The sequence below is a fragment of the Kitasatospora mediocidica KCTC 9733 genome, from assembly GCF_000744225.1.
Lineage (GTDB): Bacteria > Actinomycetota > Actinomycetes > Streptomycetales > Streptomycetaceae > Kitasatospora > Kitasatospora mediocidica.
In genome coordinates, this window is the sequence record NZ_JQLN01000002.1 from 235059 (window position 1) to 254002 (window position 18944).

Below are 18944 nucleotides of genomic sequence, written 5' to 3' on the forward strand. Positions count from 1 at the left end.
GCACCGCGGCGCGGCGCCCCCTCCCCGAGAGGTCAGGCCGCCTGGTCGGGGGCGACCTGGGTGACCAGGAACTCGCTGAGCAGCCCCGCGGACGGGTAGTCGAAGGCCAGCGACGGCGGCAGCGGCACTCGGAACACGGCCTCCAGGGAGTTCTTCAACTCCACGGCCACCAGCGAGTCCAGGCCCAGTTCGATGAACTCGGTGTAGGAGTCGATCGCGTCCGCGTCCTCGAAGTGCAGCACGTCGGCCACCCGGGACCGGACGAACTGGTCGACGGCGGCGAGGCGTTCCTCGGTGGACAGGGCCAGCAGCGCGTCCAGGTCCAGGCTGCGGGCAGCGTCCGCGCCCTCGCGGACCAGCAGCTCGTACAGCGAGTTGTTCACCGGCTTGCCCGCCGTGAAGCGGTCCCAGTCGGCCTCACCGGCCACCACCTGGGCCCTGGGCCGGCCGAGGATCGACGCCAGCGCCCGGGTGCCCTTGGCCGGGGTGAAGAGCCGGATCCCCTCGTCCTCCCACTTCTTGATCAGCATGTCGTCCAACCGGGCCGACATGCCGACCTCGGCCCACGGACCCCAGTTCACCGACAGCGCGGGCAGCTGCTGCCCGGCCCGCCAGAGCATCACGGTGTCCAGGAAGGCGTTGGCTGCCGCGTAGTTGGACTGGGTGGGCCCGCCGACGACCGAGGCCGCGGAGGAGTACCCGACGAAGAACTCCAGCTCCGGGAAGGCGGCGGCGGCCTCGTGCAGCAGCCAGGTGCCGTACACCTTGGCCTGGAAGACCGCGTCGATGCTCTCCCAGGTCTGCGCCGGGACCGGGCGGTCGTCCAGCGTGCCGGCCGAGTGGATGATCCCGCCGACGGGGTAGCGGCTCTCCTTCAACCGCGCCACGATCCGGGCCAGGTCGCCGGCGTCGGCGACGTCGCCCTGCAGCACGGTGACCTCGGCCCGCTCGTCCAGCCGGGCCTTGAGGTGCGCCACGTCCGCCAGCGGCTCGGCCCGTCGGCTGACCAGGGCGATCCGGCGGGCGCCGAGGTCCACCAGCTTCTCGGCGGTGACCAGGCCGAGCGCGCCGAGGCCGCCGGTGATCAGGTAGGTCCGCTCGGGGCTGATGGTCACCGGGTGGGCCGCGGGGGCCCGGTCGTCGGCGAAGCTCAGCACCAGCTTGCCCAGGTTGGCGCCGCGGCTCAGGACGCCGAACGCCTCCTCGACCTCGTCCAGCGTGTACGAGGTCGCGGTGATCGGCGGCAGCGAGCCGTCCTCCACCAGCGCGATCACCTCGTGCATGATCTCCCGGTTGAGGGTGATCAGTTGGTCCTGCGGGAGCTCGCTGAGGTCGAAGTTGTGGTAGCTGACGTCCGGCCGCGCCGCGCTCACCTGCTCGGGGGTCCAGGCGCCGACCTTGCCGAGCTCGATGAACCGGCCGCCCTCGCCGAGCGCCCGCATGCCGGCCGGGATGTAGTCCTTGTTGAGGCTGTTCAGGACGATGTCCACGCCCCGCCCGCCGGTCGCCCGCTCGATCTCGTCGGCGAAGTCCAGGGTGCGCGAGTTCATCAGGTGCTGGACGCCCTGCGCCTCCAGCAGCGGCCACTTGTGCGGGCTGGCGGTGGCGAAGACCTCGGCCCCGGCCAGCTTGGCCAGGTGCACCGCGGCCTGTCCGACCCCGCCCGCGGCGGCGTGCACCAGGATCCGGTCGCCGGCCTTGATCCCGGCCAGCCGGTGCAGCGCGTAGTAGGCCGTGACGTAGACCGAGACCAGGCCGGCGGCCGCGGTGAAGTCGATGTTCGCCGGCTTGCGCACGGCCACCGCCGAGGGGACGGTCACCCGTCGCTTCATCAGGTCCAGGTAGTTGACGATCACCTCGTCGCCCACCGCGAACTCCGCCTCGGGACCGGCCGCCAGGACGGTGCCCGCGCACTCGAAGCCGAGCGGCTGCTCGCCGTACTCCTTGAGCATCCCGAGCGCGTTGAGCACGTCCTTGAAGTTCAGCCCGGCGGCCCGCACCTCGACCTGGATCTGGTCGCCGACCGGCGCCACGTCCTCGGCCGGGACCGGCTTGATGCCCCCGAACTGGCCGTATTCCTTGATCGCCAGCGCGAAGTTGGCGTCCTGGCGGGCACGCGGGTCGTCCGCGACGAGCCGGCGCACATGGCGGAACCCGTCCCGGTAGGCGACCTGGAACTCGCCGGTCTCCCGGGCGTGCAGCTCCTCGATCAGCGGCTGCGCGCCGGTGCCCGGCAGGTCCAGCAGGGTGACCCGGTAGGCCGGGTACTCGTTCAGCAGCACGTGCCCGAAGCCCCAGAGCGTGGAGGCGGCCAACTGGGCGCCGCTGTCCGGCCGGTCGCCGTGCAGCCACTGCGCGCGCTCGGTCACCAGCCAGAGCCGCTGGTTGCGGCCGAACCCGGACTGCTCCAGGGAGGCCAGCAGTTCCAGCAGGTCGCGGTAGTTGCGCTCGCACTCCGCGCGCAGCGCCGCCGCGTTCGGCTGCCCCTCGCCCGGCCGCCAGAACCAGGCCAGGTCGGTCACCTGCTCGGCGGTCAGGACCGCCGCGACCTCGGCGGGCGTCGAGGCGAAGGAGAGCCGGCCGCTGTTGCCCGCCAGCTGCTCGGCCGCCGCCGCGAAGTCCGCCGGATCCCGGTGCACCACCAGGATGTGACGGTTCGTCACGCTGTTCGGGCCGATCGGCGAACGCTTGACCCAGCGCAGCTCGTGGAAGAAGCTCCGGCGCGCCCCCGAGAAGGTGTCGGCCACCCGCTTGAGGCCCAGGCCCTTCAACTCGAAGACCGGCTGGTCGCCGTCGAACCCGAGCACGTCCGCCGAGAGGTCCACCTCGTCGGTGTCCGCCGGGACGAGCCGCAGCAGCGTGCGCAGGCTCGCCGCCTTGGGCTTGCTGAACAGCCGGAACCGGCCGAACCGGACCGGCAGGTAGTTGTTGCCGTCGTCCGCCAGCGCCGCGAAGTTGTGCATCGCGGCGTCCAGCAGCGCGGGCGGCATGTGCTCCAGCGCGCCGGCCGAGCGGCCCTCCAGATCGCCGACGGTCAGGTCGCTGCCGTAGCGCTCGACCGAGCGCATCAGGCGGAACTCGGGGCCGTAGTCGAGCCCGGCGCCCGCGTACGCCGCGTACACGTCCTCGGCCCGCAGGACGTCCTCGGGCTTCTCGGCGTTCGCCGCGAGCTCACTCAACTCGACGGCTGCCGGGGTCAGTTCGTCGGACACCTCGGACTGCGCGCCGATCACCGCCAGGGCGTGCAGGCGCTCGATCACGCCGTCCTTGCCGTCGGCCAGGCTGACCACCTCGACGGCGGCGGTGCCGTCCGGGCCGGGCCGCAGGCGGGTGCGCAGCTCGGTGGCCTTCTCCTCGTCCAGGAAGAGCGCCTCGCGCAGGCTGACGTCCCGCACCGGGCGGCGGGTGTGCCCGTGCACCGCGTCCTGCAGCGCGAGCACGATCTCCAGATAGCCGGTGCCGGGGAAGACCACCTGGCCCATCGCCACGTGGTCGGCCAGGTAGGCCGGCTGGGTGGGACTGATCCGGGCGGCGAACTCGCGGACACCGTCCGCCAGTTGCTCCGGAGTGCTGATCTCGGCGCCGAGCAGCGGGTGCTGCGCCGAGCGGCCGTCCACCGCGCGGGCGCCCAGTCCGTGCCGGTTCGCCTTGTTCGGCAGCCAGTAGCGCTTGCGGTCGAAGGCGTAGCCGGGCAGCGCGGTCATCGCGTGGGTCCGGCCGGTGTGGAAGCCGGCCCAGGAGAGCGGGATGTTCGCGGTGTACAGCTGGGCGGCCGCCGCCCGCACGGTCCGCCCGTCGGTGTCCTTGGCGTTGAGGCTGGCCAGCCAGAGGTGGTCCTGGGCTGCCACGCACTGCTTGGCCGGCGCGGTGAGCGCCAGCGACGGGCCGATCTCGACGAAGGCGTGCCGGCCGCGCCGCTCCACGGTCCGCATCCCGGCCTCGAAGTCGACCGCCTCGCCGATGTGCCGGATCCAGTACTCCGGGGTGCCGATGTCCTTGAAGCGGGCCACCTCGCCGGTCAGGTTGGAGATCAGCGACAGCGTGGGCTCGTGGAAGACGACGTCCTTGATGCCCTCCCGGAAGGCGTCGAACACCTCGGCCATCAGCGGCGAGTGGAAGGCGTGCGAGACGGTCAGCCGCTTCACCCGCAGACCCCGTTCGGTGAGGATCCCGATCACCTCGACCAGCGCGTCCTCACCGCCCGAGACGACGCACTGCTGCGGCGAGTTGACCGCCGCGATCGCCAGGTCGGGGTAGTCCGCCAGCAGCGGCGCCACCTCCTCGACGGCGGCGCTGACCGCCGCCATGCCGCCGGGCGCGGAGACCGACTGCATCAGCTGCGCGCGCACCGATACCAGGGCGACGGCGTCCGGCAGGCTGAAGACGCCCGCGACGGTCGCCGCGACCACCTCGCCGATGCTGTGCCCGATCAGCACGTTGGGCCGCAGCCCCCAGGACATCCAGAGCTTGGCGAGCGCGTACTCCAGGGTGAACAGCGCGGGCTGGGCGTAGAGCGTCTGGCCCAGCTCCTCGCCCTGGCCGTCCTCGCCCAGCATGATCGCCCGGACCGAGCGGCCCAGCTTCTCGGCGAACAGCCGGTCGCAGGCGTCCACGTGCTCGGCGAAGACCGGGAACTGCCGGTAGAGCGGCGCGCCCATGCCGGCGTACTGCGAGCCCTGGCCGGTGAAGAGGAAGGCGACCTTGCGGATGTCCTTGCGCCCGGTGCCGCCCTCGGGCTTCGTCGCGTGCTTCTCCAGCAGTGCCTCCAGCGCCTCGCGGTCGCGGACCGGGCCCGCGATCCGGTGGCTGAAGTGGCTGCGGCCGACGTTGCCGGTGTAGCAGAGGTCGCCGATGTCGACGCCCGGGTTCTGCTCCAGGTGGCGGCGGTAACGCTCGATCTGCATCTGCAACGAGGGCTTGGTCTTCGCCGAGACGGTGAAGACGTGGCCGCCGTCCTCCTGGGCGTCGTCCTGCTGCCGCGGCGCCTCGGGCAGCGGGAACTCCTCCAGTACGGCGGCGGCGATGCTCCCGGCGAAGCCGAAGCTGTTGACCACGGCCCGCCGGGTCTCGGCCTTCCAGGGCCGGGCCTCGGTCGGCACGGTCACCGGGATGCTGTCCCAGGGGATGCGGCCCGAGGGGTTCTCGAAGTTCAGGTGCGGGAAGATCGTCCCCTTGCGCATCTGCAGTACGGTCTTGACCACGCCGCCGATCCCGGCGACCGGCTCCATATGGCCCAGGTTGGTCTTCACCGAGCCGACCGTGACCGGGTTCTCCCTGGTGTGCGACTTCGCGAAGACGTCGCTGATCGCGCCCATCTCGATCGGGTCGCCGAGCGGGGTGCCGGTGCCGTGCGCCTCGACGTACTGGATGTCGGACGGCTCCAGCCGCGCGTTGCGCAGCGCGGCGCGGATCACGGTCTCCTGCGCGGTGCCGTTGGGCACGGTCAGCCCGGCGCTCTCGCCGTCCTCGCCGATCGCGGTGCCGCGGATCAGCGCGAGGATGTTGTCGCCGTCGCGCTCGGCGTCGGAGAGCCGCTTGAGTACCAGGACGCCGCAGCCCTCGGCGCGTACGTAGCCGTCCGCCGCCTCGTCGAAGGTCTTGCAACGACCGTCGGGGGCCAGCATGTTGGCGTTCGAGAACATCACGAAGATCTTCGGGTGGTGCAGGCAGTTGACGGCTCCGGCGAGCGCGATGTCGGTGCCCTTGCTGCGCAGGCCCTCGACGGCCAGGTGCAGCGCGGTGAGCGAGGAGGCGCAGGCGGTGTCCACGCTGAGGCTGGGGCCGCGCAGGCCCAGGAAGTAGGAGAGCCGGCCGGACAGCGGGAAGAGCGTGATGCCGGCCGCCAGGTGGCCGTCCACGTCCTCGTACGACAGGCCGTCCATCTCCAGCGCGTAGTCGATCGAACTCGCGCCGATGTAGACACCGCCGTTGCCGTGCCGCAGCGAGGCCGGGTTGATGTTGGCGTGCTCCAGCGCCTCCCAGGCGGTCTCCAGCAGCAGCCGCTGCTGCGGGTCGACGAAGTTCGCCTCCTTCGGGGAGATGTTGAAGAACTGGGCGTCGAACTGGTCGATCTGGTCGAGGAAACCGGCGCCGGCCGCGCGGACCTTCCCCTTCTCCTCGTCGTCCTGGGGTGTGAAAGCGGCGACGTCCCAGCGGTCCTCCGGAATCGGGCGTATTCCGGATCCGCCGCGCCCGAGGAATTCCGCGAATTCCTCGGGCGTCCCGTTCCCGCCCGGAAAGCGCAGCCCTATTCCGACAATGGCGATGGGTTCGTGCTGCTCGGTCAGCAGCCGGTCTATGGTCTCGCTCTGCTGCTGAATGGTCTCCAGAGCCGTGGCGAGCTCGTCGTGGCCAGACGCCGACTTGTTCGACATTCCCGTCTTCCCTCTCACTGGTCAGCCGCCGTCGAGCGGCAATCGCACAGGTGTACCTGGGTCTGTTGCGGGCGCTGCGCGGTACGGCTCAGGCGAGGGCCGTTTCGGTTCCGGCGGCCGCGACACCTGCGGCGGCCGCGACCGGGACGGCGTCGAACAGGTCGACGAGCACCTCGCCCGTCAGGTAGTCCATGAGCTTCTCGATGGTCGGGCTGTTGAACAGCACGTTCGTGCTGACGCCGAAGCCGAGCAGGCTCTCCAGCCGCTGCTTCACCTCGACGATCCGCAGCGAGGTGAACCCGAGCTGGAAGTAGCTCTCGTCCGTCGACAGGTATTCGTCCTCGTCCATCAACAGGATGTTCTTGAACTCCGTCACCACGACGCCCTCCAGGGCATCCCGGCGCTCGGACCAGGGAAGTGAACGGAGCAGTTCGATGATCGGTGTGGTCTCAGGCACGGCGACGACCGCCTCCGTCACAGGTTGGTTTTCTCCATCAGGCGTGCCCGATAGAACCAGCCGGGGCTGACCGACCACTGACGAGATGCTGATGCACAAACCGCGACCGGATACGCCGAAGGGCCCCTCGCTGATGCGAGGGGCCCTTCGGCTGTCGGTGCGCCGCCAGGGACTCGAACCCCGGACCCGCTGATTAAGAGTCAGCTGCTCTAACCAACTGAGCTAGCGGCGCCTGCTGACGGAGAGAACATTACCTGGTCAGCGGCCAGAAGTTCCAATCGGGTCCGGCGGGGCCCAGCGGCCCGGCGCGTCCGCCCGTCCCCGCGCATTCCGCTCCCTAGGCTGACCTCCAGCCATCCGGAGAGGAACCACTTGTGGGTCAGCTGTCGCTGTTCTTCCTGGTGCTGCTGGCCTCCGTGGTCACCATGCCGCTGGCCCGACGGACCGGCATGCCGCAGCCGGTGCTGATGACCCTGCTGGGGCTCGCGATGGCGGTGATCCCGTGGATCCCGGACATCTCGCTGGACCCGGAACTGATCCTGCCGCTGGTGCTGCCGCCGCTGATCTTCGCGGTGGCCCGGCGCGCCTCGCTGCACTACTTCAAGGCGAACATCCGCTCGATCCTGCTGCTCGCGGTGGCCCTGGTGGTGATCACCACCACCCTGGTCGCGGTGGCCTTCCACGCGCTGGTGCCGGCCACCCCCATCGCCGCCGCCGTCGCGCTCGGCGCGCTGGTCTCGCCACCCGACCCGGTGGCGGCCGTGGCGGTGGCGGGCAGCGTGGGGCTGCCGCGGCGGCTGGTCGCGGTGCTGGAGAGCGAGGGGCTGTTCAACGACGTCACCGCGATCGTGATCTACTCGCTCGCCGTCGAGGCGGTGGTCAGCGGGGACTTCTCGGTCCCGCACGCGCTGCTGCGCTTCGTGCTCTCCGCGGTGGTCGCGGTGGCCGTCGGCATCGCGCTGGGCTGGCTGAACGCCCGGCTCGCCGGGATGCTGGACGACCCGACCCAGCAGGTCGCGCTCAACCTGCTGGTCCCGTTCGCCGCCTACACGCTGGCCGAGGAGATCGAGGGCTCGGGCGTCCTGGCGGTGGTGGTCTGCGGGCTCTACCTGGCCGACCGCGCGGCCGACGCCGACGACGTCGGCTACCGGCTGGTCGGCGGCGCTTTCTGGGAGATCATCGAGATCCTGATCACCGGGGTCGCCTTCGGCCTGATCGGCCTGGAGCTGGCCACCGTGCTCAAGGACGTCGGGGCCGGCTGGCACTCGATGCTCGGCGACGCGGCGCTGGTGATCGCCGTCGTGGTGCTGGTCCGGCTGATCTGGCTGCTGCCCGCCGCCTGGGTCTCCAAGCGGCTCAGCCGCGGCGAGGACGACATCCCGATCAGCTGGCGGGAGACCGTGGTGCTCTGGTGGTCCGGGATGCGCGGGGTGGCCACGGTCGCCCTGGCGCTGGCCGTCCCGCTGACCACCCACCACGGTCAGCCGTTCCCCGGGCGTGACCGGATCGTCTTCATCGCCTTCTGCGTCGTCCTGTTCACCCTGCTGGTGCAGGGACTCTCGCTGCCCTGGCTGGTGAACCGGCTCGGCATCGACGCCCGGCTGGACCTGCGCGAGCAGCAGGAGCGGATGCTCTGGTGGCAGGCGGCCAAGGCCGGGCTGGCCCGGCTCGCCGAGCTGGAGGAGGAGGACCGGCTGCCGATCGAGCTGGTGGAGAAGCTGCGGGCCCGCCAGCACGACCGCCTCGCCCGGCTCTGCCCCGAACAGTACGAGGAGGAGGAGGCCGCCGAGGCCCGCGAACGGGTCGCGCAGGTGCGCCGACTGCGCGAGGTGGAACAGGAGTTGCTGGCCGCCTCGCGCCGCGAGGTGCTCGCGGTGCGGGGCCGGCCGGGCACCGACCCGGAGCTCGTCGACCAGGTGCTGCGCAGCCTGGACCTGCGGTCGGACCGCAGGTGACGCGCGAAGTGTCGTCCTGTCGTCAGCTCGGGTTGGCACGACGGCCGCTGACTGTTCCGTAGGCTGGGCAGACGATCAGGCACTGCGCCGCCTACCGAATCGAGGAGAGAACCGATGCCGGAGAACCCCGCCAACGGCCGTACCCCCCTGGACCGCAGCCCGCAGTGGGCCGCCCTCGGGAAGCACCGTGCGGAGCTCGGAGAGCTGCACCTGCGCGAGATGTTCGCCGCGGACCCGCAGCGTGGCAGCCGCCTCACCCTGCAGGTCGGCGACCTGCACCTGGACTACTCCAAGCACCTGGTCACCGACGAGACGCTGGAACTGTTGCGCGAGCTCGCGGCGGCCCGCGGCGTGGCCGAGCTGCGCGACGCGATGTTCCGCGGCGAGAAGATCAACATCACCGAGGACCGCGCCGTCCTGCACACCGCCCTGCGCGCCCCGCGCGGCGCGGTGGTCGAGGTGGACGGCGAGAACGTGGTCCCGGCCGTGCACGCGGTGCTGGACAAGATGGCCGCCTTCGCCGACCGGGTGCGCAGTGGCGAGTGGAAGGGCCACACCGGCAAGCGGATCAGGACCGTCGTCAACATCGGCATCGGCGGCTCGGACCTCGGCCCGGCGATGGCGTACGAGGCGCTGCGCGCCTTCTCCGACCGCGAGCTGGGCTTCCGCTTCGTCTCCAACGTGGACGGCGCCGACCTGCACGAGGCCCTGCGCGGTCTGGACCCGGCCGAGACGCTCTTCATCGTCGCCTCCAAGACCTTCACCACCATCGAGACCATCACCAACGCCACCTCGGCGCGGGACTGGCTGCTCACCGGCCTGCGCGCCGACGCCGCCGCGGTGGCCAAGCACTTCGTCGCGCTGTCCACGAACGCCGAGGGCGTGGCCGACTTCGGCATCGACGTCGCCAACATGTTCGAGTTCTGGGACTGGGTCGGCGGCCGCTACTCCTACGACTCGGCGATCGGCCTGTCGCTGATGATCGCGATCGGCCCGGAGAACTTCGAGCAGATGCTGGCCGGCTTCCGGCTGGTGGACGAGCACTTCCGGACGGCTCCCGTCGAGGAGAACGTCCCGATGCTGCTGGGCCTGCTCGGCGTCTGGTACGGCGCGTTCTTCGACGCGCAGTCGCACGCGGTGCTGCCGTACTCGCACTACCTGTCGAAGTTCACCGCCTACCTCCAGCAGCTGGACATGGAGTCCAACGGCAAGTCGGTGCAGCGCGACGGCAAGCCGGTCGACTGGCAGACCGGCCCGGTGGTCTGGGGCACCCCCGGCACCAACGGCCAGCACGCCTACTACCAGCTGCTGCACCAGGGCACCAAGGTCATCCCGGCCGACCTGATCGGCTTCGCCAAGCCGGTGGACGACCTGCTGCCGGGCCTGGTGGGCCAGCACGACCTGCTGATGGCCAACTTCTTCGCGCAGGCGCAGGCCTTCGCGTTCGGCAAGACGGCCGACGAGGTGGTGGCCGAGGGCGTGCCGGCCGCGCAGGTGCCGCACCGCACGTTCAAGGGCAACCACCCGACCTCGGTGATCCTGGCCTCCGAGCTGACGCCCTCGGTACTCGGCCAGTTGATCGCGCTCTACGAGCACAAGGTGTTCGTGCAGGGCGCGATCTGGAACATCGACTCCTTCGACCAGTGGGGCGTGGAGCTCGGCAAGGTGCTGGCGAAGCGGATCGAGCCGGTCCTGCTCACCGGCGAGGGCACCGAGGCGCTGGACAGCTCCACCGCCGCGCTGGTCTCCCGCTACCGCGAGCTGCGCGGCCGCTGAGCCGACCGGCGAACCGCCCCGGGCGCCTACGGTCAGGCGCCCGGGGCGGTTCGCTACGCCCGGATCGCCTGACCGCGGGTGGTCCGCCAGGCGGCCAGTACCGACCGCACGACTCGCTTCCACCCGCCTTGGGGGTGCGGGGGAGAACGCCGATAGGCCCGTCACCGGAGTGACGGGCCTATCGGTTGTCTGTGCGCCGCCAGGGACTCGAACCCCGGACCCGCTGATTAAGAGTCAGCTGCTCTAACCAACTGAGCTAGCGGCGCCTGCTGGCAGAGAGGACTCTAGCAGCGGGCCGAGGCGGAGCCAAAATCGAATACCGCCAGGCGGGAGCTCAGCTGCCGGGCAGCGGGCGCAGCCGGGCCGCCGGGGTGCGCGGGCGCGCGGCGGACTCGGGGTGCGCGGCGGAGGTGGTGTGGGCGGCGGCGCGGGCGGCGCGGACGCAGGCCCAGAGCACCACGGCCGCCCCCGGCAGCCAGGGCTCGCTGGTGTCCGGGGCCACGATCCAGCGGCCGACCCCCGCGCCCGGCGCGTCGGACGGATCGGCCGGCCGCTGCACGGGCGGGACGGTCACCGCGTCGCCGAGGCCGTGGCAGAGCAGCGGCGGCACGTCCCGCGCCCACTCCTCCCAGGCGAGCAGGGTGCGCAGCCGGGGCGCCGCCCCCGGCTGGACGAGCAGCAGGGTCCTGCCCCGGTAGGAGGCGACCGGGCCGCAGCCGGGGCCGGAGGCCCACAGCTCGTCCAGGACCCGGCGGCCGAACAGCGCCGGCATGCTGATCACGTCGAACACCCGGCCGCACGGCAGCACGGTCGGGGCCCAGGGCCGGGCCTCCCACAGGGCGCGCATGCTGCGCGGGTACTCGCTCGCCGAGGCCAGCCAGGCCTCGCCGGCCACGGTCAGGTACTCCACGGATTGAAACGTCCAGATGTCCACGCGCAGCAGCGTGCTCCGGCCGGACGGGCGGGGGCAGCGAAAGTGCGGTTCGCCGGACACCGCCCGCCCGTGCGGCGTACGCTGGCCCGCTGCATATGCCAGTGGACCGGGAGCGGCCGCCCTGCCGCCGACCGGCTACCGCTCAGCGTTCGCCGGCGCGCTGCTGGCGCTGCAGGCCACGGCCGTAGTCGACCATCTTCGCCGCGTAGTCGGCGGTCCAGTCGGCGCGGGCGGCGATCTCGGCGGGGGAGAGCGCGTCGAACCGGCGCGGGTCGGCCAGCTGCGCCGCCGCGATCGCCTGGAAGTCGGTGGCGCGCTCGGCCGCGACCCGGAAGGCGAGCGCCAACTCCGTCGAGCGGCGCAGCAGTTCCACCGGGTCCTCGAGGCTCTCCAGCTGGAAGAAGCTCTCCGGCTCGGCCACCAGCGCATCGGGCTCGAAGAGCAGCGGGGCGGGACGCAGTCGGCGGGGCGTGTCGTGGTGATCGGGCATGCGCAGGCACCTTCGGTACGAGGAACGGAACTCGGCCGTCGTCCATTGTCCCGCGCGGGCGCCCACCACGGGAACGGTGCAGGGGCGGGCGCTTCCCCCACCCGCCCGCCGGGGGGCGTGCGCCCGGCCTGCGCTCCGCCGGTCCGGACCCCGGACCGGCGGAGCGACACGTACCGGGCTCAGAGGTCCAGCGCGAAGCGGCGGCAGATGTGGACCCGTGCGAACTGCTTGCGCAGTACGGCCTCGTCACGCAGGTTGGCGTGCAGGAACGCCATCATGGGCCGCAGGCCCGGTCGGCGCTCGGCGATGGCGAGGTCGGGTTCCGCGGCCTGGGTGTAGTAGTTCGCGTAGACATGGAGGTAGTGGTCGCTCTCGGCGAACCCCGACTTCCGGTACCAGCCCAGAGTGTCCGGGTCGTCCCGGGTCCAGGCGTCGAGCGTCGTCGCTCCCAGCGCTGCGGTACGGGCGCGGGCTTCGGTGAGCAGGGCACTCCCGATCCCCCGGCCCTGATGGTCGGGGTGGACGGCGATCGTGTCGATGGTCGCCAGCCCGTCCTCCAGGGTGACGTCCATGATCGCGACGATGGTCCCGTTCTCCTCGGTCGCCACCAGCTCGAAGCCGGGGGCGTCGATCCGGGGCTTGGCCTGCCAGACGTCGTCGAAGTAGGCGGTGCCCAGGAAGGCGAGGACCCGGCAGCGCAGCCAGGGGGTCTCGTCAGCGGAGGTGTATGCGCGTATGGCGTAGCTCATGGCAGTGATCCTTCGAGTGCGTGGCGATGTCCGGGCTGCGGTCGCGACGTTGAAGGATCATGCCGAGCATTCTGCGGGTAATCCGGGTATCCGCGCAGTCGGATTTACCCCGCCCCGGCCGAGCCGAGGCCGGACGACCGGGCACCGAGCGTCAGCGGCACCGTCCCACCGTCCAGCAGGAGTGCCCAACCTGTCGGGCTGCGGGTGGCGGCGGCCCGACAGGTTGGGCACCGTTATCAACCGCGCGACCAGCAGTCGTGCAGCACCGGTTCCAGTCGCAGCCGACCACTGTCCCCGTCGAAGGTCTGGAGCGCCTTCAGACAGGTCAGGACCCACTCCGCATCCGGAACGTCCAGGCCGGACAGTTCGATCGCGGCGAGGATGTCCGCCTCAGTGGCCCACTCGGTGCCGAACTCCTCGGCCACGGCGCGGTAGCCGTCCGCGATCAGCGGATCCGCGGTGAGCCCGGCGTCCTCGAGGAACTCCGCGACGAACGCCTTCTGCTGGAGGACGTCGCGAAGCCGGTTCAGGGCCTCGTCCTCGTTGCCGGAGCTGTTGTGCAGGCTGATGGCCCGGTCCAGCAGGGCAGGCCAGCCACCGGTCAGTTCGAGCAGCCTGGTCACCCGCTCCGTGGTGAAGAGATCGGTGTGTTGCGCCCAGGCCCGCAGGCTGCGCTGGTCGTGGCGGCGGAGGAAGACCGTGATCGAATCGCTCTTGTCCGAATCGGTCAGAAGCTCGCGCCAGAGCTGCAGCTGGTGCAGGCCGAGAACCAGGACGACCGCGCGGGTGACATCGGCCCGCTCCGGCAGGAGAGTGCGGGCGAGATCCACGGCCTCCCGGCAGGTGTCGTCGCTGGTCATCTTCGTCGCCAGGTCGCTCACGATCACTCGTCGCGCGCCGGGCTGACCGTCGGTGAGGGCTTGCCGGAACACGGACGGGCGTCCGATCGGAGGAAGGCTCCAGCCACCGACCCGGTCGGTGACCGACCGGAGTGTCCTCTCGACATCACCGATACCGGTGGCGGGCGTGCCGAGGACCACCCTTGCCTGGTTGACGCGCCCGGCCAGGAGGTCGTCCACCTGGGTGACGGTCAGCGGAGCGGTCCGTTTGTCGGGCAGCTCGGGCCGACCTTCGAGGGCGATGGTCTCTTCCAGCTCGCACTCGGCGGCGGCGGTGAGCAGCCGGTTCTCCACATCATGGGCGGTACCGATCATGCGGAGGGCGTTCGGCCCGCGCAGGTGCCAGCCGCGGCCGTCGTGGTTCGGTGCGAGGATGCCGAGACCGACCATCTCCTGCAGGTAGGCGCGGAAGCCCTCGCTGTCGAGACCGGCGAAGCCGTCGGACCACCAGCTCGCGCACTCGTCGCGGAGCTCGGTGTCGCTCAGGCGGGTCTCCAGCCCGTTGTCCCGAGCGTGGCGGGCGAGCACGTTCGCGATCACGTCGTACCGGTCGTCGAGGGTGAGGGTGTCCTTGAACGCCGCGGTGATGTCGGCCCGCAGCGAGGGGTCCGACTCGACCGCCTCGACGTCGGTAACGGAGATGGCGTAGGGCGGGCGACCGGAGTCGCCGCGGCTCCGCCGCTGCTGCATCACCTCCACCAGCCTGCTGCCGAACATCTGCAGCAGGAAGGGCTGGTACGAGCAGTAGCCCACCACCCGGTTGACCAGGTCGACGTCGACGAACTCGAAGCCTAGGGCTCGCATCGGGTCGACGAGCAGGTCGGCGGCGAACTGTGGTGCGAGCGGACCGACGACGGTGGGCGTCTGCGCGAGATGGCTGAACGGCCCGTTGCGGGCCAGCCGGGTGAAGCGCTGGACGGAGTGCAGGCCGGCGAAGACCACCTTCATCCGGCCGGGCGTCTCCGTGCAGAGCCCACGCAGCCGTCGAGTCTCGGTGCAGTGCGGCACGTCGGCTTCGAAGAAGCGGTCGCACTCGTCCATCAGGATCAGCAGCCGTCGGCGGGGTTCGGCGTCGAGCCACTGTTTGATGCCGGCGCGGACCCGCTCGTAGGGATCCGACTCGGCCTTGCGGCGGGGCTTCTCCAGTACCTTGTGGTCCGTCAACTCGCGGTCCAGCACGCCCCAGATCGTCTCGGCGCCCAGGGCCGTGCCCTTGCCGATGTTGTGGTGGTCCAGGTTGAGGTAAAGCTTCTGGTGGTAGTCCAGCTGCTGCTCGGCGAACCGGTCCCCGGCATCGTTGAGCAGAGCCGATTTACCGAGGCCGCGTCCTCCGAAGATGATCTGCGTTCCGTCCGGGTCGAGGATCCTCTTGCGCTCGGCGTCGCGCCCGTAGAACATCTCGCGGCCGATGCGCCCGCGCTTCTCCCTGAGGTAGGGGTTCACTCCCGAGAACGGCAGGAGCGTTTCGGTCGCCACGCTGACCTGCCGGTTGCCCTGGGCGGCGAGGTACGCGAGCGCAGCGTCGTCGACGACCATCAGCGGGGCGATGTCCACCGAGGCTGCGGCGAGTTCGGTCCGTGCCTTGCTGTCGAGGGTGCCGAAGTAGGCGACCAGCAGGCTCTGTTTGCTGGGCTCCTGGGCCACCCGGCTAAGCAGCAGCTGCGCCGACGGTCGTCCCCAGATCATCAGGACCCGGAGCTGGCCGGCCTGTTCGAGGATCCTGGACCCGAAGGCGGGCGCCCAGGCGCGGCCGTTGATCTCGATGTCGAGGGCGTCGGCGAAGCGGTACTCGACGCTGCGCGGAAGGTTATCCAGGGGAACGGCCCGCTTGGCCTCGTAGCCGAGAAGGTTGAGCGCGGGCAGGAGCATGCCCTGGGGGTCGGCGCTGCGCCGACCCTTGGGCGGGGTGGCACCGAGCGCTTGCCAGGTCTCCAGTGCCTTGGCCGCGCGCGCGGCCTCGTCCGCCGACAGCCGGGTGTAGTCGAGCGCGGGAAGGTCCGGGTGCTTGCTGCGGTCGCGGACCGATCCGATCAGCTCGGCGGTGATCCCCCGGCCGAGTCCGTCCGGCACGGACGGGAAGAAGCCCGCAAGGTGGGACTCACCTGAGACGATCTCGGGCACGGGCTCGCCGAGTTCGAGGAAGTACACGAGGTCGGCGGCGGTGGCCAGGCCGTCGGTCTCCAGGTGGCGCAGCACCTGCGCGTGGTCCTCGTCGCTGACCTCGGGGAGCGCGTCCAGCCGGGAGCGCAGCCGGTCGGCGGCCTCGTCGCGGAATCGGGGGAGGAGCTCCGCCACCTGGTCCAGGGCGCGTCGGACCAGGATGAGCTCGCGGTTGCCGCCACCCTCGGCGTGCGGCTGCGCATCGGCCAGGAGCTCTTGGAGGCTGACGTCCTGGTCGTCGGTGAGAGCGCCGTCGGCTTGCGCCCGCCGCAGTTCGGCGATCAGGTCGGTGTGCCGGGTCAGCAGGGTCTCGCGCCGTCGCTCCTCGGCCTCGAACAGCTCGATACGCCGTGTGGGCGGGAAGACGGACGGATTGCCGGGCAGCGAGCCCTGTTCCGCGAGGTCGAGGATGCGGTGTGCGGCGTTGAAGACGTCCTGGCCCTCCTGGAGAGCAAGGGCCTCCTCCCAGGTCCGGTCCAGGGTCGCGAGCAGCGCGGGCACTGTCGGATGTTCGCCAGTGGCCAAGGGGATCTTGAGCAGTTCGGCGTCGATCATCTGGTGTGCGTCGAGGCTGGGGACGCTCTGCGGGCGGGCCGGGCCCTGTTCGATCTCGTCCAGCAGGGCGCCCAGCGACGCGTGGGCCGCCGACGCGGAGGCCGAGGCCAGTGAGCCGGGCGCACGGTCCCTGAGCGCCTCGAGGTCCTCCAGAGCCTGCTGGCGTCCGGCGAGCAGGGTCTGCCGCATGGCTGCCGTCTCCTGCCGGGCCCAGTCGGTCTCGGTAGTGCGGCCACGCCTGATGGCCTCGGTGACGTCCATCCAGGATTTGGCGCAGTCCGTGGTCCGCTCGACGAGGTGGACGAGGTCCTGGCGCCCGGAGCCCTGCAAGGCCCGGTTACTCGAAGCGCGGAGTCCGCGGTCCATCCGGTCGATCTCGGACTGGATGTCGGTGAGCCGGGACAGCTGGTCGACGATCTCCCGAGCCATCGACTCGGCCTCCGGCGCGTCCTCGACCAGCGCGTGGAGCACCGAACCGAGCAGGCCGTCCGGAGCGAGCCAGCGCTTGGCGATGGTGGTGGCCCGGTTGAACCTGAGCCGTGGGGGTTTCAGCAGGTCGCGTCCCTGCTGGACGACGTCGCCGAGCCAGCGCTCGGACTCCGACACGTCCGCCGTCCCGCTCAGGGGTTTGGTAAGCGCCAGGGCGCTGCTGAGGGTCGGATCCGCGACCGCGATGGCAAGTGTGGCGAGGCCGTCGGGCAGCCGTGCGGCCAAGGCCTTCAGCTGAGCTCCGGCCGCGTACTCGCCGGTGGACAGTGAGGCGCGGAGCAGTGCCGGCAGCGCGAGCAACTCGGAGTTCTCGAGAGCCTTGGCCCCCAGGATCTCGCAGTGCTGGAGCACCTTGACGAACGCCTGCGGACCGCCGACGGTTCCCGGCCTGAGGGCGGCACCGGCGGCGGCGAGGCGCAGGGAGGCCTGTTCCGGCTCGGGCCGTCCGGCGGCCCGAGCCAGGTGGAAGGCGAGACCGAACCGCCTCTCGGCGACCAGTCGGGTGATGGCGGTCGACACCTCGGCGTCGGCGTCGGGGGGCGCCGGTGCGGTGGGGGCGACAGCGGGCTCGACCTCCGGGACCGCGACCGGCAGCACGCTCGCGGCCTCGTTCGCGCGGTCCACGACTACCGATGCGGCGGGCTGTTCGACGGCGGCTGCTGCGGCCTCGGCCACCGCCGACGGGGTCTTGGGCGACACGACGGCCGCAACCGAGGCGACGGGTGACGGTTCCGGACCCCGGTGCGGGGTGCCGGGGGCGTGCGGGGCCACGTCGGCCGGCCAGGGGACGCGAGGCGACGAAGGGAGAGCAGGCGCTGCGGGGAGGGAGAGTTCCGTGTACAGCAGGGCCGCACCGGCACAGGTCGGCAGGGCGGTGCCGATCTGCTGTTGGCGGGTCATGATCTCGGCCGGGGAGGTCGGGGAGTCCGGCTGCTCACGGAGCCGGACCAGTGCGACGAGAGCGCCGAGCGCTGCGGCCTCGGCCTGCTCGGCGTTGTCCCAAAACGGCGTGTCGAGCATGGCGCGGGCCAGTCCCTGGGCGGCTTCGAGCCCACCGGCGGCAGGGCTTCCGTTGGGGCAGCTGACCGTCAGAAGCTCAAGGAGGGCCGCGCGGGCCGTGTTGTCGCGGCGACGTTCGTCGAGATACGAACGCACCGTCTCGGTCAGGTTGTCCAGCTGCTCGGAGACCAAGGGCAGGCCTGCTTCGGCCAGACCGTCCCGGACCTGTCGGAAGGCGTGGGCCAGCGCGGTGAGCGCGCCGATGTCCTGCTCGGTAGGTGAGTACCCGGCGTCCAGCGCCGTTTTAATCTCCTGGGAGGCCTCCCGGCCGGCCTGGAAGGCGAGTTTCAGTGCCTGGAGCGCGGTTTCCAGGTCGAGCGCGCCGCCGGAGGCGGGCCCGTCCGTGACGCCGGGGGGTGCTCGGCTGCCACCTCGGGGGAACAGGGCACCGCGGGCTCGGCGAACCCGCGGTGGGTGGGGACCTGCGCGTCCGTCTGGTCGAACAACCTGAAGCCGGGGGTCGCCTCGATGACATCATCGGCGGCGGCCCGTACGGCCTCCAGAAGCGATTGCTCCGCCTTGTAGCCCAGCCAGTCACGCTCGGCAGCCCAGACCAGGACCCTCGCGTCCGCTGCTGAGGCGCTGCACCAGGAGAGCATGGCGAGTCGGACGAGGGTGTCGCCCCAGCGCGCCACCGGGTCTGCCACGGTCACCGAGGCGGCGTTCGCCGCAGCACCCACGTCGCCCATCACCCGGTGCGTCAGCGCCTTGACGGCGCAGTGGCACCGCTGCTGGCGGGTGTCCCGCTGCATCCGGGAGAGCATGTCGCGGCACAGTGCCTTGCCGGCCCGGCGGGGAGCGGCCAGTTTGATGCCGAGCTTGCCCAGGAGCCGCTGCCGCTCCTTCGGGGTCAGCGAGTTGAAGGCCAGCTCGACCATGCCGGCGGTCACGTCGTCGAGGATGTCCGCGACCGGGTGGCCGAGGGCGTTCAGCGCGTTCGCCAGCGGTCGCAACGTGGCGAGCGTCGTTCCCGGTGGGGACAGCGGTGGCTCCGGCACTGCCTCGTAGGTGTCGTCCATACATGCTCCGGTTCGAGGGTGGGGAAGG

The 18944-nt window shown here is 71.3% G+C and carries 9 protein-coding genes and 2 tRNA genes; 2 read left to right on the forward strand and 9 right to left on the reverse strand.

Annotated features, from left to right (window positions below; all coding sequences use genetic code 11):
* Positions 1-32 precede the first annotated feature (32 nt).
* From BS80_RS05255 to BS80_RS05265, 3 genes are all read right to left on the reverse strand, one after another.
* Positions 33-6374 (reverse strand): type I polyketide synthase, encoded by a 6342-nt coding sequence (locus tag BS80_RS05255; RefSeq protein WP_083974262.1) that lies wholly within the window; start codon positions 6372-6374, stop codon positions 33-35.
* An 88-nt stretch (positions 6375-6462) separates the two neighbouring features.
* Positions 6463-6831: an acyl carrier protein gene (locus tag BS80_RS05260; RefSeq protein ID WP_051966118.1), complete on the reverse strand. Its 369-nt coding sequence runs from the start codon at positions 6829-6831 to the stop codon at positions 6463-6465.
* A 158-nt stretch (positions 6832-6989) separates the two neighbouring features.
* Positions 6990-7063 (reverse strand) — tRNA-Lys (locus tag BS80_RS05265).
* Positions 7064-7205: 142 nt separating this feature from the next.
* On the opposite strand from BS80_RS05265, the gene BS80_RS05270 reads away from it, so the two are divergent.
* Together BS80_RS05270 and pgi are read left to right on the forward strand one after the other, a co-directional pair.
* Entirely contained in the window at positions 7206-8786 is a 1581-nt protein-coding gene (locus tag BS80_RS05270; protein WP_035793716.1) for a Na+/H+ antiporter, read from the forward strand.
* A gap of 114 nt (positions 8787-8900) precedes the next feature.
* Positions 8901-10562 (forward strand): glucose-6-phosphate isomerase, encoded by a 1662-nt coding sequence (gene pgi, locus BS80_RS05275; protein ID WP_035793719.1) that lies wholly within the window; start codon positions 8901-8903, stop codon positions 10560-10562.
* Positions 10563-10754: 192 nt separating this feature from the next.
* On the opposite strand, the gene BS80_RS05280 is transcribed toward pgi, so the two are convergent.
* The 6 genes from BS80_RS05280 to BS80_RS42475 form a co-directional block, all read right to left on the reverse strand.
* Positions 10755-10828 (reverse strand) — tRNA-Lys (locus BS80_RS05280).
* Positions 10829-10896: 68 nt separating this feature from the next.
* Positions 10897-11409 carry a hypothetical protein gene (locus BS80_RS05285; RefSeq protein ID WP_408607345.1) on the reverse strand — a complete coding sequence of 171 codons (513 nt, stop codon included), beginning with the start codon at positions 11407-11409 and terminating at the stop codon, positions 10897-10899.
* A gap of 229 nt (positions 11410-11638) precedes the next feature.
* Positions 11639-11986: a hypothetical protein gene (locus BS80_RS05290; protein ID WP_035793721.1), complete on the reverse strand. Its 348-nt coding sequence runs from the start codon at positions 11984-11986 to the stop codon at positions 11639-11641.
* Positions 11987-12165: 179 nt separating this feature from the next.
* Entirely contained in the window at positions 12166-12735 is a 570-nt protein-coding gene (locus BS80_RS05295; RefSeq protein ID WP_035793723.1) for a GNAT family N-acetyltransferase, read from the reverse strand.
* Between the two features lie 236 nt (positions 12736-12971).
* The gene (locus tag BS80_RS05300; RefSeq protein WP_051966072.1) at positions 12972-18029 is read right to left on the reverse strand and encodes a hypothetical protein; all 5058 of its coding nucleotides are present in this window, start codon (positions 18027-18029) and stop codon (positions 12972-12974) included.
* Positions 18030-18184: 155 nt separating this feature from the next.
* A complete protein-coding gene (locus tag BS80_RS42475) occupies positions 18185-18916 on the reverse strand; it encodes a hypothetical protein (protein WP_035793726.1) in 732 nt (243 codons plus the stop codon).
* Positions 18917-18944 lie beyond the last annotated feature (28 nt).

What these genes read in the sequence shown, in the direction of transcription:
- BS80_RS05255 (WP_083974262.1), bottom strand. Translation starts at nt 6,374, where the DNA reads ATGTCGAACAAGTCGGCGTCTGGCCACGACGAGCTCGCCACGGCTCTG.
- pgi (WP_035793719.1), top strand. Translation starts at nt 8,901, where the DNA reads ATGCCGGAGAACCCCGCCAACGGCCGTACCCCCCTGGACCGCAGCCCG.
- BS80_RS05285 (WP_408607345.1), bottom strand. Translation starts at nt 11,409, where the DNA reads ATGCGCGCCCTGTGGGAGGCCCGGCCCTGGGCCCCGACCGTGCTGCCG.
- BS80_RS05290 (WP_035793721.1), bottom strand. Translation starts at nt 11,986, where the DNA reads ATGCCCGATCACCACGACACGCCCCGCCGACTGCGTCCCGCCCCGCTG.
- BS80_RS05295 (WP_035793723.1), bottom strand. Translation starts at nt 12,735, where the DNA reads ATGAGCTACGCCATACGCGCATACACCTCCGCTGACGAGACCCCCTGG.
- BS80_RS42475 (WP_035793726.1), bottom strand. Translation starts at nt 18,916, where the DNA reads ATGGACGACACCTACGAGGCAGTGCCGGAGCCACCGCTGTCCCCACCG.